Origin of the sequence: uncultured Caulobacter sp. (genome assembly GCF_947036865.1) — a bacterium.
In the GTDB taxonomy this organism is placed as follows: domain Bacteria; phylum Pseudomonadota; class Alphaproteobacteria; order Caulobacterales; family Caulobacteraceae; genus Caulobacter.
The window spans coordinates 1-14570 of the sequence record NZ_CAMQSF010000012.1; the positions used below are offsets into that span (position 1 = coordinate 1).

At 66.8% G+C, this 14570-nt stretch carries 17 protein-coding genes and 1 other RNA gene; 9 read left to right on the forward strand and 9 right to left on the reverse strand.

Annotation, left to right across the window (positions count from 1 at the left end; translation table 11 throughout):
• Positions 1-1342, reverse strand: a 1342-nt coding sequence (locus Q0V34_RS09100) for a DNA polymerase III subunit gamma/tau (RefSeq protein WP_297510857.1), incomplete at its 3' end; no start/stop codon positions are given.
• Positions 1343-1512: 170 nt separating this feature from the next.
• Positions 1513-1610, reverse strand: an RNA gene (gene ffs / locus Q0V34_RS09105) — signal recognition particle sRNA small type.
• Between the two features lie 72 nt (positions 1611-1682).
• Between ffs and nudC the strand changes: the two genes are divergently transcribed.
• Entirely contained in the window at positions 1683-2621 is a 939-nt protein-coding gene (nudC, locus tag Q0V34_RS09110; RefSeq protein WP_297510859.1) for an NAD(+) diphosphatase, read from the forward strand.
• A gap of 7 nt (positions 2622-2628) precedes the next feature.
• Here the strand turns inward: nudC and Q0V34_RS09115 are convergent, their stop codons facing one another.
• Positions 2629-4083: an AMP nucleosidase gene (locus tag Q0V34_RS09115; protein ID WP_297510863.1), complete on the reverse strand. Its 1455-nt coding sequence runs from the start codon at positions 4081-4083 to the stop codon at positions 2629-2631.
• A gap of 281 nt (positions 4084-4364) precedes the next feature.
• Between Q0V34_RS09115 and Q0V34_RS09120 the strand changes: the two genes are divergently transcribed.
• Positions 4365-5612 carry a dicarboxylate/amino acid:cation symporter gene (locus Q0V34_RS09120; protein WP_297510866.1) on the forward strand — a complete coding sequence of 416 codons (1248 nt, stop codon included), beginning with the start codon at positions 4365-4367 and terminating at the stop codon, positions 5610-5612.
• 150 nt (positions 5613-5762) lie between these two features.
• Positions 5763-6179 carry a hypothetical protein gene (locus Q0V34_RS09125; protein WP_297510869.1) on the forward strand — a complete coding sequence of 139 codons (417 nt, stop codon included), beginning with the start codon at positions 5763-5765 and terminating at the stop codon, positions 6177-6179.
• 37 nt (positions 6180-6216) lie between these two features.
• Here the strand turns inward: Q0V34_RS09125 and Q0V34_RS09130 are convergent, their stop codons facing one another.
• A complete protein-coding gene (locus Q0V34_RS09130) occupies positions 6217-6687 on the reverse strand; it encodes an Lrp/AsnC family transcriptional regulator (protein ID WP_297510871.1) in 471 nt (156 codons plus the stop codon).
• A 95-nt stretch (positions 6688-6782) separates the two neighbouring features.
• Here Q0V34_RS09130 and phhA point away from each other — a divergent pair, with 95 nt between their 5' ends.
• Positions 6783-7625, forward strand: coding sequence for a phenylalanine 4-monooxygenase (phhA, locus tag Q0V34_RS09135; protein WP_297510875.1), 843 nt, complete (start codon positions 6783-6785; stop codon positions 7623-7625).
• Between the two features lie 384 nt (positions 7626-8009).
• The gene (locus tag Q0V34_RS09140; RefSeq protein ID WP_297511080.1) at positions 8010-8231 is read left to right on the forward strand and encodes an SDR family oxidoreductase; all 222 of its coding nucleotides are present in this window, start codon (positions 8010-8012) and stop codon (positions 8229-8231) included.
• 38 nt (positions 8232-8269) lie between these two features.
• Here the strand turns inward: Q0V34_RS09140 and Q0V34_RS09145 are convergent, their stop codons facing one another.
• Positions 8270-8911 (reverse strand): dihydrofolate reductase family protein, encoded by a 642-nt coding sequence (locus Q0V34_RS09145; RefSeq protein ID WP_297510878.1) that lies wholly within the window; start codon positions 8909-8911, stop codon positions 8270-8272.
• Positions 8912-9018: 107 nt separating this feature from the next.
• Here Q0V34_RS09145 and Q0V34_RS09150 point away from each other — a divergent pair, with 107 nt between their 5' ends.
• Positions 9019-9357 (forward strand): helix-turn-helix transcriptional regulator, encoded by a 339-nt coding sequence (locus tag Q0V34_RS09150; RefSeq protein WP_297510883.1) that lies wholly within the window; start codon positions 9019-9021, stop codon positions 9355-9357.
• Positions 9354-9833, forward strand: a complete 480-nt coding sequence (locus Q0V34_RS09155; protein ID WP_297510886.1) for an SRPBCC domain-containing protein — start codon at positions 9354-9356, stop codon at positions 9831-9833. The genes Q0V34_RS09150 and Q0V34_RS09155 overlap by 4 nt, the downstream gene beginning before the upstream one ends.
• A 72-nt stretch (positions 9834-9905) precedes the next feature.
• Here Q0V34_RS09155 and Q0V34_RS09160 read toward each other — a convergent pair whose 3' ends face one another.
• The gene (locus Q0V34_RS09160; protein WP_297510889.1) at positions 9906-10547 is read right to left on the reverse strand and encodes a TetR/AcrR family transcriptional regulator; all 642 of its coding nucleotides are present in this window, start codon (positions 10545-10547) and stop codon (positions 9906-9908) included.
• Between the two features lie 172 nt (positions 10548-10719).
• Between Q0V34_RS09160 and Q0V34_RS09165 the strand changes: the two genes are divergently transcribed.
• Positions 10720-11091, forward strand: coding sequence for a c-type cytochrome (locus Q0V34_RS09165; RefSeq protein ID WP_297510893.1), 372 nt, complete (start codon positions 10720-10722; stop codon positions 11089-11091).
• A 104-nt stretch (positions 11092-11195) separates the two neighbouring features.
• Here the strand turns inward: Q0V34_RS09165 and Q0V34_RS09170 are convergent, their stop codons facing one another.
• From Q0V34_RS09170 to Q0V34_RS09180, 3 genes are read right to left on the reverse strand one after another with little or no spacing between them, the layout of a single operon-like run.
• Positions 11196-11693, reverse strand: coding sequence for a GNAT family N-acetyltransferase (locus Q0V34_RS09170; protein ID WP_297510895.1), 498 nt, complete (start codon positions 11691-11693; stop codon positions 11196-11198).
• Positions 11690-12298, reverse strand: a complete 609-nt coding sequence (locus Q0V34_RS09175; protein WP_297510898.1) for a DUF1579 domain-containing protein — start codon at positions 12296-12298, stop codon at positions 11690-11692. Before Q0V34_RS09175 ends, Q0V34_RS09170 begins: the two co-directional genes overlap by 4 nt.
• Complete coding sequence (locus tag Q0V34_RS09180) at positions 12295-13398, reverse strand: hypothetical protein (RefSeq protein WP_297510901.1); 1104 nt, start codon at positions 13396-13398, stop codon at positions 12295-12297. Before Q0V34_RS09180 ends, Q0V34_RS09175 begins: the two co-directional genes overlap by 4 nt.
• 100 nt (positions 13399-13498) lie before the next feature.
• On the opposite strand from Q0V34_RS09180, the gene Q0V34_RS09185 reads away from it, so the two are divergent.
• On the forward strand, positions 13499-14434 hold the full coding sequence (locus Q0V34_RS09185) for a LysR substrate-binding domain-containing protein (RefSeq protein WP_297510904.1): 936 nt from the start codon (positions 13499-13501) through the stop codon (positions 14432-14434).
• Positions 14435-14570 lie beyond the last annotated feature (136 nt).

Below are 14570 nucleotides of genomic sequence, written 5' to 3' on the forward strand. Positions count from 1 at the left end.
CGCCGCCCAGCGAAACGCCGCCGCCCGGGCCGCCGCCGACCGGCGCGCCGTCGCGCAGCGCCTTCAGCGCCTCCTCCGGTCCCGGCAGGTCGGCGGCGTAGCACAGGCGGATCAGCGCCATCTCGGCCGCGGCCATGGCGTCGGGCGCGCGGCGCACCTCGTCATGGGCCTTCAGCAGCATCTGCCACAGCCGCGACAGCGTGCCGGCCGAGGTGTGGGCGCCGATCGCCGCCAGCCGCGCGGCCTGCTCCTTGGGCAGCGAGAGGGCGTCCGGCCCCAGGGCCTTGGCCACGGCCGAGGCGTGGCAATGATCGAGGATATCGAGCATCACCACCGCCGGATCGGCCCCGAAGCCCCACAGGGCGCGGAAGGCCTCCAGCGCGTCCTTGGTCTTGCCGGCCATCACGTGTTCGAACAGGGCGATGGTCTGGCCGCGATCGGCCAGGCCCAGCATGTCGCGCACCACGGCCGCAGTGACCGTCTGGCCGCGCTCGGTCTGGACGATGGCCTGGTCCAGCAGCGAAAGGCCGTCGCGCACCGAGCCCTCGGCCGCGCGGGCGATCAGGGCCAGGGCGTCCAGCTCGATCCGCGCGCCTTCCTTGGCGGCGATCTTGTCGAAGTGCTTGACCAGCACGTCCGGCTCGACCCGGCGCAGGTCGAAGCGCTGGCAGCGCGACAGGATCGTCACCGGGACCTTTCGGATCTCGGTGGTGGCGAAGATGAACTTGGCGTGCGGCGGCGGCTCTTCCAGCGTCTTCAGCAGCGCGTTGAACGCCGCCGTCGACAGCATGTGCACTTCGTCGATGATGTAGACCTTGTAGCGCGCCTCGACCGGGGCGTAGCGCACCCCGTCGAGCAGCTCGCGCATCTCGTCGACCTTGGTGCGGCTGGCGGCGTCCAGCTCCAGCACGTCCATGTGCCGGCCCTCGATGATGGCGCGGCAGTGATAGCCCTCGGTGGTCAGGTCGACCGAGGGGCCCTTCACCGTGTCGGTCTCGTAGTTGAGCGCCCGGGCCAAGAGGCGCGCGGTCGTGGTCTTGCCGACGCCCCGCACGCCGGTGAGCATGAAGGCGTGGGCGATGCGGCCGGTCGAGAACGCATTGGCCAAGGTGCGGACCATGGCCTCCTGGCCGATCAGGTCCTCGAAGGTGCGCGGCCGGTACTTGCGGGCCAGGACGGTGTAGGCGTCGCCGGTCTCCGCCGGGCTCTCGACGACCGGACGCGGCGTCGCGGCGGGGGCCGGCGCGTCGCCGAAGATGTCGGCGGTGTTCTCGTCCCGCTCGGCGGGCGCTTCGTCCCACGGCGGCGCGGAATCAGGCGAGAGGTCGTCGTGGTCGGCCATGACTAGTCCGGTAACGCCGCCCTCGTCCTTCGACAAGCTCGGGATGAGGGCTACTGACAGGAGGGGTGCGGCAGGTCGGTCCAAATCCTCGCCCCGAGCTTGTCGAAGGACGAGGGTTTGGTCCAGCGGCCTTTGCGGCGGCCGTGGGGACAGTCAGCGATGCGCGAGGAAGGTGGAGACCGGACAGCGACCCAGAGGTGATCTCGTTGTGGCTGCTGCCTCTCGGCCCTGACCAGGTTGGCGAGGCTTCCGTCCGCGCCGATCTCCGAGGCCTATATCGCGACTTCGGACGAAGGATGCAAGGCTGACGAGTCACCGCGGTCGCGCTACAGAGTCGCGCATGCCTCTGTCGACCATCATCAACACCTTCGCCGGCAACCCGCTGGACCGCGCCAGCGAGCGTCGCGGCGACGCCGCCTGGATCGCCGAGAAGCTGGCCGATCCCGACTCCCTGGCCCTGGCCCTGTGGAACGGCAGGCCGCTGGTCGAGGACATCCTCGGCGAGGACGGCAAGCCCAAGGGGGTGCAGATCGCCTATCTGCGCGCCGACCTCGCCCAGGACCTGGCCGGCGGCGACGAGAAGCTGCTGTTCATGGGCCTGTGGAAGGAGATCGCCGTGTTCGCCGTCGATCTCGACGCGGCGAGCAACCCGGCCGAGGGACCGCTGCAGGGCCTCGGGCGGTTCGAGGAGCTGCGCGGCGCGGCGGCGACCATGCCGCCGGCCGACGCGGGGATCCTGGCCACCGCCAAGTCGATGTTCGAATGGCGTCGCCGCCACCGCTGGTGCAGCAACTGCGGCCAGAAGAGCGAGGTCGCCGACGGCGGCTGGAAGCGCGTCTGCCCGGCCTGCGAGGCCGAGCACTTCCCGCGCACCGACCCGGTGGTGATCATGCTGGCGACCCATGACGGCAAGTGCCTGCTGGGCCGCCAGGCCGCCTGGCCCAAGGGCATGTTCTCGGCCCTGGCCGGCTTCCTCGAACCGGGCGAAACCATCGAGGAGGCTTGCGCCCGCGAGCTGAAGGAAGAGGCCGGCCTGACCGCCACCGCCGTCCGCTACCATTCCAGCCAGCCCTGGCCGTGGCCCTCGTCGCTGATGATGGGCCTGATGGCCGAGGTCGACAGCGCCGACGCCGCGCCGGACCAGACCGAGCTGGAGGAGGTGCGCTGGTTCAGCAAGGACGAGGCCGCCCGGCTGATCCGCGGCGAGCTCGAGGGCCTGTTCGCCCCGCCGCCGCTGGCCATCGCGCATCAGCTGATCAAGAGCTGGGCGGAGGACTGAGCCGCCCTCACCTAAACGGCGGCTCGTCGAACGCCCGCAGCTTGCGCGAATGCAGGTTGGGACCCTCGGCGTGCAGCAGCTTGCAGGTCAGAATCCCGATCTGCAGGTGCTGGCTGATCGCCCGCTCGTAGAAGGCGTTGGCCTGGCCCGGCAGCTTGATCTCGCCGTGCAGCGGCTTGTCCGACACGCAGAGCAGCGTCCCGTACGGCACCCGGAAGCGGTAGCCCTGGGCCGAGATCGTCGCCGACTCCATGTCGATCGCCACCGCCCGGCTCTGGTTGAAGCGCAGGGCCGAGAGGCTGTGGCGCAGTTCCCAGTTGCGGTCGTCGGTGGTGACGACGGTGCCGGTGCGCAGGCGCTTCTTCAGCTGGTCGCCGCTATCGCCGCTGATCGCCTTGGCCGCGTCGTAGAGGGCGCGCTGGACCTCGGCGATCGAGGGCACCGGCACTTCCGGCGGCAGCACGTCGTCCAGCACGTGGTCGTCGCGCAGATAGGCGTGGGCCAGCACATAGTCGCCGATCGTCTGGGTGTCGCGAAGCCCGCCGCAGTGGCCGATCATCAGCCAGGCTTGCGGGCGCAGCACCGCCAGGTGGTCGCAGATCGTCTTGGCGTTGGACGGGCCGACGCCGATATTGACCAGGGTCACGCCCGCGCCGCCCGGCGCCATCAGGTGATAGGCCGGCATCTGGTGCTTGCGCCAGGTCGACTCGGCCACCGCCAGTTCCGGATTGACCGTGTTGGCGGTGATGGTGAGGCCGCCCGAGCACGACAGGGCCGTGTAGGGGCTGTCGGGCGCCTTCAGCTGCTCGATGCCCCAGCGGACGAACTCGTCGACATAGCGGTGATAGTTGGTGAACAGGATGAACTGCTGCACGTCCTCGGCCGGCGCGCCGGTGTAGTGCTTGAGCCGGGCCAGCGAGAAATCGGTGCGCAGGCCGTCGAACAGCGACAGCGGCCGCGTCTCTTCCAGGGCCGGGTTCCAGACCCCGTCGGCGATCTCGTCGCCGATGAAGGCCAGGTCCGTGGTCGGGAAGAAGCGGGCGATGTCCTCGCTGCGAACGTCCGCCTGGTTCAGGTCGATGGAGGCGTCCAGCACGTACGGATAGGGGATCTCCTGGCGCGAGCGCTCGACCTCGATCTCGACGTCGAAGTCGTCCATCAGCAGGCTGAGCTGCTCGACCAGGTAGTCCTTGAACTGCGCGGGCTTGGTGACCGTCGTGGCGTAGACGCCGGGCCGGCTGACCCGCGCGTAGGACCGCGCCAGTTTCGGCGGCAGCGCCTCGGGATCATAGGTCAGGCGCAGCTCGGGATAGGCGAAGGTCCCATCGAACCGCGTTTGCGGGTCCGGGCGGGTTCCATTCTCGAGATAGGCGCGCAGGGCGGTCCGGAGCGCCTCGACGGCGCGTTCGTATTCGTCATTGAGCCGTTCGACGACGGCGATTGCTTTTTCTTGGTTTGACATGGCGCCTTATAGCGGCGTTTCGCGACATTGGCGAGACACCGGTCGGCCAATCTGAGAATGATTTATTACTTATTCGCCGACCCCGCCGCGCCGCCACGACGACGCCATTCCGCGCCGGGGCGAGTCTTGGGCATGGACGAACCGCCGCTCGTCGGCCACAAGGACGGAAATGCTCAAGCCGGGGCGAATGGCGGAGACGGGACGATTATCCGTCGATCATTCGGCCGGCCTTGACCCGAGACAAGCCGTCGACGCCGCCTATGCGGGCGCCAGGGGGACCGATGAATAGACGTTTCGCTTTTCTGATCGTTCTGGCGATGGTGCTGGGCGTCGCCGTGGGCTGGGGGTGCAACCAGTATCTCGACGCCGCCGGCGCCAAGAAGGCCGCCGAGCTGGCGTCGCTGCTGCCCTACGTCTTCCTGCGCCTGATCAAGATGATCATCGCGCCCCTGGTCTTCACCACCCTGGTCGCCGGCATCGCCCACATGGAGGACGCCGCCGCCGTCGGTCGCGTGGGCGTCAAGGCGCTGGGCTGGTTCATCGTCGCCTCGATCCTGTCGCTGCTGATCGGCATCGGCATGTTCCACCTGCTGGATCCCGCCCACGGCGTGGTGCTGAAGGAAGTGGCCGAGGCCGGGGCCCCGCCGTCGGCGGCGCAAGCCTTCACGATCAAGAGCTTCATCGACCACCTGATCCCGGCCTCGCTGTTCGAGGCCATGGCCAAGAACGAGATCCTGCAGATCGTCGTCTTCTCGGTGTTCGTCGGCACGGCCGTCGCCACCCTGGACGACAAGGCGCCGGCCGTGCTGCAGGTGACCGAGCAGGCCGCCTCGATCATGCTGAAGGTCACCGGCTTCGTGATGACCCTGGCGCCGCTGGCCATCTTCGGCGCCCTGGTCAACACCGTCGCCAAGGAAGGCCTGTCGATCCTGGGCGTCTATGCCCGCTTCATCGGGTCCTTCTACGCGGGCCTCGGCGTGCTGTGGCTGCTGCTGTTCCTGGCGGCGCTCGCGTTCCTGGGCGGCCGGGCGATCAAGCTGTTCGGCTTCATCCGCACCCCGGCCCTGCTGGCCTTCTCGACCGCCAGCTCCGAAGCGGCCTATCCGCGCCTGCTGGACGGCCTGCCGACCCTGGGCGTGCGGCGCAAGATCGTCAGCTTCGTGCTGCCGCTGGGCTATTCGTTCAATCTCGACGGCTCGATGATGTACTGCACCTTCGCCACCCTGTTCATCACGGCGGTGCATGGCGTGCATCTGAGCCTGGAGCAGCAGGTGTCGATGCTGCTGCTGCTGATGGTCACCTCCAAGGGCATGGCCGGCGTGCCCCGCGCCTCGCTGGTGGTGATCATGGCCACCCTGACCTATTTCGGCCTGCCGGAAGCCTGGATCGCGCTGGTGCTCGGCGTCGATCACCTGTTGGACATGGGCCGCAGCGCCACCAACGTCGTCGGCAACAGCGTCGCCGCCGCCGTGGTCGCCAAGTGGGAGGGCGAGCTGGACCCCGTCCCGCCCGAGCCTGTCAAGGCCTAGCCTCCCCTCCCGAAGCCTCGCGCGAACGGCCCGCTCCCCACCCCGGAGGCGGGCCGTTTTCATTTGTTAGAAAGCGGTACAGTAAAAACTTGACACCCTCGGGGAGAGGACCAATCTCCTTGGGCGAGGGACTTTTAGGACGACCATGCCATGAACAAGATCACGCACGCGGCCCGCGCCGCCCTGCTCGGTCTCGTCGTGGCGGGACTGGGCGCTTCCGCCGCCTCGGCGCAGGGCCCGGCTCCCGTCAAGCCGAAGCCGCAACGCCAATGCTTCTACCTGTCCGACTGGCAGGGCTGGAGCGCGCCGAACAAGGACACGCTGTACATGAAGGTCCGAGGCCGCGACGTCTATCGCGTCGACCTCGCCTACGGCACCAGCCAGCTGACCTGGCCGGGCTCGCATCTGGTGTCGATCGTCCGGGGCTCGGACAGCATCTGCCACCCGCTGGATCTGGATTTGCGGGTGTCGGACGACATGGGTTTCGCCGTGCCGATCCGCGCCAAGACCATCACCAAGCTGACGCCGGAAGAGATCCAGGCGATCCCCAGGAAGTATCGCCCCTAAGCCCTATCGACCCGAAGGCGAGGGCGGTTCGCCGCCCTCACACGGGCAGGGCCGTGGTGTACTTCACCAGGTTCAGCGCGAAGTGCGACGAGGCGTTGGCCACCGAGGGGTGGCTGAGCAGCTGGCCCATCAGATAGGTGTTGTAGTCGGCGACGTCGGCGACGACGATCCGAAGCAGATAGTCCCAATCCCCCGACATCGAAAAGCACTCGACGATCTCGGGCTGGGTGCGGACGAACGTCTCGAAGGCGTCGCGCGCGGCCTTCGAGTGGCTGCCCATCCGCACGTTGCAGAGCACGTTCACGCCGCGGCCGACGCGCACCGGATTGACCAGCCGCACGGTCTTTTCCAGCAGGCCCGCGGTCTCCATCGCCTTGACGCGGCGCCAGCACGAGGCGCTCGAGGCGCCGACGCGTTCGGCGAGGTCGGCGTGGCTGATCGTGGCGTCGTCCTGCAGGAGGGCGAGAATGCGACGCGAGACGGCGTCGAGTTCGAGCTCCTGTTTCATCATTTGGCCGTACCCTGGGATCGAACTTCACGGATGGACCATTAAGCCCTAGATTTTGAAAAGCCATCGCTGGATAGGCGTGCGAACGTTTCAGCATGAAAAACCCCGCCCTCACGCGTCCCGCCGGCACGGCGGCGGATTGGACCGTCCCGCAGAATTGGAGCGCCTACACGCCGGAAGACCACGCGATGTGGGACCGGCTCTTCGCGCGCCAGGCGGACATGCTGAGGGGCCGAGTCACGCCGAGTTTCCTCGAGGGCCTGGACGTTCTGCGCATGTCGAAGCCGGGGATTCCAGACTTCGAGGAACTCTCCGAGCGCCTCCACAAGCGCACGGGCTGGCGCGTGGTGGCGGTTCCGGGCCTGGTTCCCGACGACGTCTTCTTCGATCACCTGGCCAATCGACGGTTCGTCGCCGGCAATTTCATCCGCAAGCCCGACCAGATCGACTACCTGCAGGAGCCGGACATCTTCCATGACGTCTTCGGCCACGTGCCGTTGCTCGCCGATCCGGTCTTCGCCGACTACATGCAGGCCTATGGCCAAGGCGGCCTGCGGTCGTTGAACTTCGGCGCCCTGCATAAGCTGGCCCGTCTCTACTGGTACACGGTCGAATTCGGCCTGATCCGCGAGAACGGCGACCTGCGCCTCTACGGCGCCGGCATCGTGTCGAGCTACGGCGAGTCGACCTTCGCCCTCGAGGATCCCGGCCCGCATCGCATCGGCTTCGATCTGAAGCGGGTCATGCGCACCCACTATCGGATCGACACCTACCAACAGACCTATTTCGTGATCGACAGCTTCGAGGATCTGCTGCGCCAGACCCTGGAGACCGACTTCGCGCCGCTCTACGCCGCGCTCGAAGCCGAGCCCGACCTCGCCGCCGACGCCATCCTGCCCGACGACGTGGTCCTGACGCGCGGAACGGGGCGGCCGTGAGGATCGAGCGCTGCCGCCAAGCGGCGCGGCGTGAAGGGTCAAGCGCCACAGGCCGCCGCTGATCCGAAGCGGCGCCACGCCATGGCGGGGCGGTGCGTGGACGCCGTTGATAATTCCGCCAGCGCGACAAGCCAGGGGCGCCCGGACGGGCGCCTTTTTGATGAGGACGAGACGGCCTTTGTTCCGGAGCGGTTCCGCAAGCCCGCGCGCGACCAAGCGCTAAACCAGCGCCGCACCTAATGATTGTTTTCGTTAGAAGAAATGTTGGACGCCGGAATTAGCTGGACTGGCCCGCGATAGACGCGGGTCTCATCCGTTGCCCATGAGAGCACTCGGCTCTCCCGCCGCAACATTCGGGTCGTCTCGCTCGCGGCGGCAAATTAGATCCGGGTCCGTTCAGACGGAGCCCTCGGAACGACCACGCCGAGCGGCGGGGAGGGAAATGACGAGGCCATGGCCTTCATTTCCCGCCTGCATCCGATGAAGCGGATGGCGACGGCCAACGAGATCGCCGGTGTCGCCGGCTTTCTGTTGTCGGATCGCGCGAGCTTCATTACCGGGACGGCGATGCTGGCCGATGGCGGTATCTCCGTTCGCTTGACCTAGGGGTCTGATGGGAAGCGTTGCGACAGGTCGAGCCGAGTTTAACGGCTGAATGTCAGGTGGATCGTGCCGCTCTCGGCGACCTCCGAGCGCGCGGCATAGCCGGCTTCCAACCCGCGCAGGTCGTCCCACAGACGGACACCGCGACCGAGAAGGATCGGGGCGATGGCGACATGCAGGCGGTCCACGAGCCCCGCCTTGAGATAGTCGCGAACCACGGTCGGACCACCGCCAATTCGCACATCCTTGCCGTTCGCCACCGCGGTGGCCTGGGCAAGCGCGTCGATCGGGGCGGCGCTGATGAAGGAAAAGCGGGTTCCGCCAGCCATGGTCAGCGGCGGCCGCGATTGATGCGTCAGCACAAAGACGGGGCAGCGGAACGGCGGCTCGTCGCCCCACCAACCCCGCCAGTTCGGATCATTGGGATAGTCATGCAGGCCGAACATGCCCGCCCCCATGATCTCCGCGCCAACGCCCTCGAAATAGTCGCGCGCATAGCGATCGTCGACGCCGGTCGTCCCCTCGCCGCTCGTATCGCCGAGCACCCGTTCACGAAAGGTCCGCGTGCCAACGTACGCGGCCACCAACCGCGACCAGTCCGAGCCAAACGGATTGTCCGGGGTTCGATCGGTCGTCGTCGCGAACCCATCCAGCGAGATAAGAAGATCAACGCGCACCGCCATGGCTGCTCTCCAAAAGGTAAGGCAATCACCTTTGTATAGAGCGTCATTAGTAAGGCAAGTGCCTTTGTGTGTTGACGGGCCGGCTTTCGGCCCGCCAGAATGGCGCCATGCCCTCGCACGCGAGTCCGCTCGACCTAGCCTTCCATGCCCTCAGCGACCCCACCCGCCGGGCGGTCGTGTCTCGCCTCGCCCAGGGCGAGGCCGCCGTCAGCGCTTTGGCCAAACCCTTCGACATGGCGCTGCCGTCGTTCGCGCAGCATCTCAAAGTCCTTGAAGAGTCCGGACTGATCACGAGCGAGAAGCGGGGCCGTAGCCGCTGGTGCCGTCTTGAGCGTACGCGCTTCGAAGAGGTGGCCGATTGGATGGAGATGGAACGCCGGGGGTGGACGGATCGGCTGGATCGTCTCGAAACCTATCTCGCAAAGTCACAGGAGCGGAACGCGTGACCGACGATGTTCGCGATGCGCGGCTGGAACGCGAACTTGTCGTGGTGAAGGTCTTCGATTTTCCGCGCGACAGAGTGTTCGCGGCCTGGCTGGACCCTCTGGCCCTCGCTGAATGGTATGGACCGGAGGGATTCGCGATCGAGACGATCGAGGCGGACATTCGTCCGGGCGGCGCCTGGCGGTTCGACATGGTCGGCCGCTTTGAAGGCGAGGACCGACGCTTCGCCAGCCTGATGCGCTTTAGGGAGATCATCCCGGAAGAGCGGATCGTGGTGGACTATGGATCGCCGGAGCAGGACGACCCGCATCGCTTCCTGATGACGGTCACCTTCGACGCGCAGGCTGACGGCAAGACCGTCTTGACCTTGCGGCAACTTCACCCCAGCCGAGAGCGCCGTCAGCAGGTGATGGCGTTCGGAGCCGTCGAATACGGTTTGCAGACCCTAAACAGTCTGGCCGCTTGGCTAGGCCGCTGAATGGATTGGTCGCGAGGAGGCGCGGCTCGGAAACCCTACCGCTCCGAGCCCTCGACAGCGATCATCCCAAGGTCATCGACCGCCAAGAAGGTTGTCCAGAACCCGCAGCACCATCTCGGTATAGAGTTCGACCACGCGATCTCCTTCTGGCGCAGGAACGGAAACCGCAAGCCTGACGGCGGCCTCGCCGAGCTCCCAGATCGCAAAGCCGTCGATGGCGAGCCGGTTTGGGTCCAGGTCAGGGCGGACACGCAGAGCGGCCTCCGCCAGTAGCCCCCCCATGGCCCGGTTCTCGGCGACCTGTAGATCGGCGAGCGCGCGATCGGCCTGCATTCCGGCCCAGATGTCGCGAACAACCGGCTCGGCGCGGGCGAGCGCGTAGTAGGTCTCGAAGAGGTCCTTGAAGGCGCGCCTGAGGCTCTCCAACGTCCGCACGTCCGCGAACGCTTCGGCGATGCAGCGTCGGCTCTCCAGGTTGAAAGCCTCGGCGAGCGCGTAGATGACGGCGCTCTTCTCGGGAAAGTATTGATAGAGAGAGCCCATCGACACAGCCGCCGCCTGCGCGAGTTCGTTCATCCGCAGCCTGTCGCTGCCTCGCTCCGAGATGAGCTCCCTCGCGGCGTCCAGAATCTTGGCCCGGCGCTCGCGGCTCCGCTGCTGAACGGGGCTGCGCGCGCTCCCGCCACTCCCAAACACCGTATCGTTTCCATCCATGGCCGCTTGACACCCAAAATGTAAGAAACTATCACCTTTTGCTAACGTGATAGCCTATCACATTTAGCGGGTTCACCAAGATGACTGATCCCACCCCGCGCCGGGCCCTCGTAACCCCCGCGTTTGCAAGCCCGCGATGTCGCGCCGACCGGCACTTGCGGTGGGCCATCCGATGTTAGCCGTACTCGCGACCACATCGGTCCTGGTCGCGATCGCCCAGGGCCCGCTGGCTTACACAGGCGATCCCGAGAACGGCCGTCGCCTTTTCGAACGACGCTGCACCTCGTGCCATAGCTTGGAGACCGACGCCTTTGGCCCTCGGCTTGGCGGCGTTTACGGCCGCCCCGCTGGCGGGGTGCCGACCTTCTCCTACAGCCAGGCGCTTCGGAGCCTAAAATTCCGATGGACCGAGGCTGAACTCGACGTCTGGCTCGCCGGCCCGCGCCGCATGGCGCCAGGCGCCGCCATGCCGATATCCATAGGCGACGCGCGGCAGCGCGCCGACCTGATCGCGTTCCTCAAGCGGCAGGCGAGCGGACGATGACGGCGAAGAGATCATGGGCGTGATGGGTTACAGTCTCGAAAGCGCGGAGCAGGCGACGAACAAGACGCGCGAACGTCTCGCCGCCTGGCTCGCCGAACCCGCGATCAGCGCGTAATCGGAACTGTATAGCGAACGACATCGTCCGCGGTCGCAACACGATCGTAGAGCCTGCGCGCCGTCACATTGTCCCGCTGAGTGTGCCAGTAGACCGCACGCCATCCGTTTTCGCGGGCCCGGGCGATCAGTTCGTCCAACAGCGCCTTTCCAGCCCCGGCGCCGCGCCGATCGGAAGCGACAAAGAGGTCCTCGAGATGGCAGGTCGGGCGGACGCTCCAACTACTGCCCTGCAAGGCGCAGTTCGCGAAGCCAACGACAATGCCCTCCACCTCCGTCACCAAGCCGAACATCGGATCATCGCGACTAAGAAGTCGCTTCCAGGTGCTGTCCGTCGCCTCGTCCGGCGGCTCCGCGCCGTAGAAGAGGAGATAATCGGCCCAGAGCCTTCGCCATGCGGCCTCGTCGCTGGCGCGAACCGCGCGCACAAGGGGCGCGGGCTCGGAGCCCGCGGTCGCGGGCGTTCCCGGGAGACGCTTAGCGCTCATGTGTCCGACGGCAGTTCGCGAACGCGCGTATAGCGCATGATCCAGTTCGTCTCCCACGACTTCCCCTCGTCGGCCGAGAACGCCTGCTCCCATTGCGCCAGGCCAGGGCGAATGTTCGTGAAAACGCCGCGAACCTTGATCGGGCGACCCTGAAAGACATCGTCGGAAAGAAACGTGCCGATCCCAGCGGCAAATCGGCCGATGCCGGGCTTATCAATGCTCGATGGCGCACTGGCGCTCAGATACCAATCGGCCCACGTCCCATCGCCGGCATTGAAGGCTCTTATTCCGACGCCACGGCCAACCTGCCCGGCGTGGCGCGATACGCTATCATTGTAGTTCGCCAGCCCGTTCATGAGCGGGCGGCACGTCGTTTCCCCGGAGAAGGTCTCCCAGTCCCGGCTGCCGACCATGCGGGCCTTCAGCTTGCGATGCTCGACGGTCCAAACGCCGAAGAAGAAATCGAAGTCCCGGACGCCGGGCGGAGCGGAGCCGGGCGGACTTTCGCCCAATGACCCGGCGTCCGCCCTTCCGGAGGCGGTTCCAAGCGCCAGGGCGGCGGCGGTCGCGTGCAGCAGGTCGCGGCGGTCCAACATCATGGTCAAGCCTCGCTCCCGGTGGCGTGGTCCCTTTGGAATTCGCTCACCCAGTTCACCTCCCAAGTGGCGCCGCCGTCCGCGGACGCGGACTGCTCCCATCGCGCTGTGTTCGGCCCGATGCCGGACCACTGGACGCGCGTGAGCACGGTCTTGCCGTCGATCATTTCAGCCGAGTGGAAGGTCCCGACGCCGCCTTCGAACCGGCCGGTGAGCGGCGGTGCGATGTCGCGCGGTGATCGGCCGTCGAGGAACCAGCTCGACCAGAGCGCACGCGCGGGGTCGTAGGCGCGCAAGCCGACGCTCCTCGCGGTCCCGGCCGGAAAGTTCATCACGTTGTCGCTGAAGTTCCCCGCGCCGGCCATCAAGGGCCGGTTCACCAATGTGCCGTCGAAGGTCTGCCAATCTTGGCCGCCGACGAGCCGCTTCGCCAGGCGGCGGTGCCGGACTCGCCAGCGCCCCACCAGAAATTCCCAATCGGCCGGGGCGACGCCGGCGGCCTCTCCCGGCAGCCGAGGCACTGGGGCTGGCGTGGTTGACGTGCGCGAGAAGAAGTTCTCGAAGTTCATCTCCCAAGACTTGCCGCCGTCGGGTGAGAAGCTCTGCTGCCAGTGCGGTCTGGGTCCGTGGATGCCCTGCCAATGGAAGCGGACGTCGATGGGATGGCCCCGGAGCGTGTCGGCGCCGAGAAAAACACCTTCGTCTCCCCGAAAGCGCCCGCGCACCGGAGGATCTATCGCGGTCGGCGCGCGACCATCCAACCACCAGATCGCCCAGGTGCCGGTGGCCGGGTCCCAGGCGCGGATCCCCGCTGCTCTGTACACCCCGTCCTTCATCACGAAGGCGTTGTCGTCGATCGTACCCAGCCCACCCATCGTCAGCCATAAGGCGCTTTTGCCTGGAAATTCCAGCCAATCGCTATTCCCCGTGAGACGCTCGCGCAGCTTCCGGTTCTCGACGTTCCAGGCGCCGACAAGCCAAGCCCAGTCGTCGTTTGGCCGCGCGGCCGAGGCGGCGCGCGCGACATCGGGGAGCGCCAACGCCGCCGTAAGCATGCCCCCTTGCTTCAGGAGCCCTCGCCGCGTCGTATCGAAATCCACTTTGCCCATGCCATCACTGCCGCTGCTCGCGCACAAACCTCGGGAATGATGCCGAAAGCGGCGCGGGCTTGAACAGTCGACAGAATTGGTCGAAGGCTAAGGCAGACTTATGCTGAACCCGCCCGCACTCCCTTCCCTGATCGCGATCCAAGCGTTTGAAGCGGCCGCGCGCGAGGGCAGTTTCGCGGCGGCGGCGCGCGAACTCGGCACCAGCGCGGCTTCGGTCAGCTATCACATCAAGCGGTTGGAACGGCAGGTCGGTTTCCCGTTGTTCCGCAGGCTCTCGCAGCGCGTGGAACTGACCGAAGCCGGCCGGATCATCGCCAATGAAGCAAGCGCTGCGTTCATGGCTCTGCGGGGAAGCTTCGCCCGCGCCTCGGCGGTCGAGCAAGGCAGCCTGCGCGTCAGCGCGCTGCCGACCTTTGCAGCAACCTGGCTCGTTCCGCGCCTTGGCGCGTTCCGCGCGCTTCAACCCGATATCAGGATTAGCGTGGACGTCTCACCCGAAGTACGGGACCTGACCATCGGCGATTGCGACGTTGCGATACGGAATGGACATGGCGATTGGCCTGGCTTGCGAGCCGCGCCTCTATTCCCGGCGCTCTTCACGCCGCTTTGCGCCCCAGCTCTACTGGAGGCGGCGCGCGCGCTCCCTGGCCCCTTATCCGGCAAACTCCGGCTGCTCGGGCGGCGCGACTGGTGGCTGCTCTGGCTGAGAGCGAGCGGCTCTCCCTGGCGACCTGCGCCAGATGACTTCACCACCGATCTGTCGACCGAGCACCTGGACGCCTCCGCCGCGATGGCGGGTCAGGGAATTACGATAGGTTCGCCGATCCTTCTCAGCGACGACATCGAGTCTGGTCGCCTGGTCATGCCCCACCCTCTTGTGGCCGGTGACGGGCGATCGTTCTTCGCGGTCTATCCCGAAGCCCGGAAGGACTGCGCCAAGATCGCCGCCTTCGTCTCCTGGATTTCGGAGGCGGCGCAGGACGCCAAGCGCGCGGCGCGAACGCGCGTCACCAACGCCGGGATGTTCACAAGCTAAGCCTCGGCTTCGGTCGATCCCGTCCGCCGTCCGGGGCTCATTCGGCGCCACACCCTCCGGGATGTCCTGTTCCACGGACGGCGGAAGACCGGCCAGCCGCCTGTTGACGCGCCAGACATGAGAAGTTATCACCTTT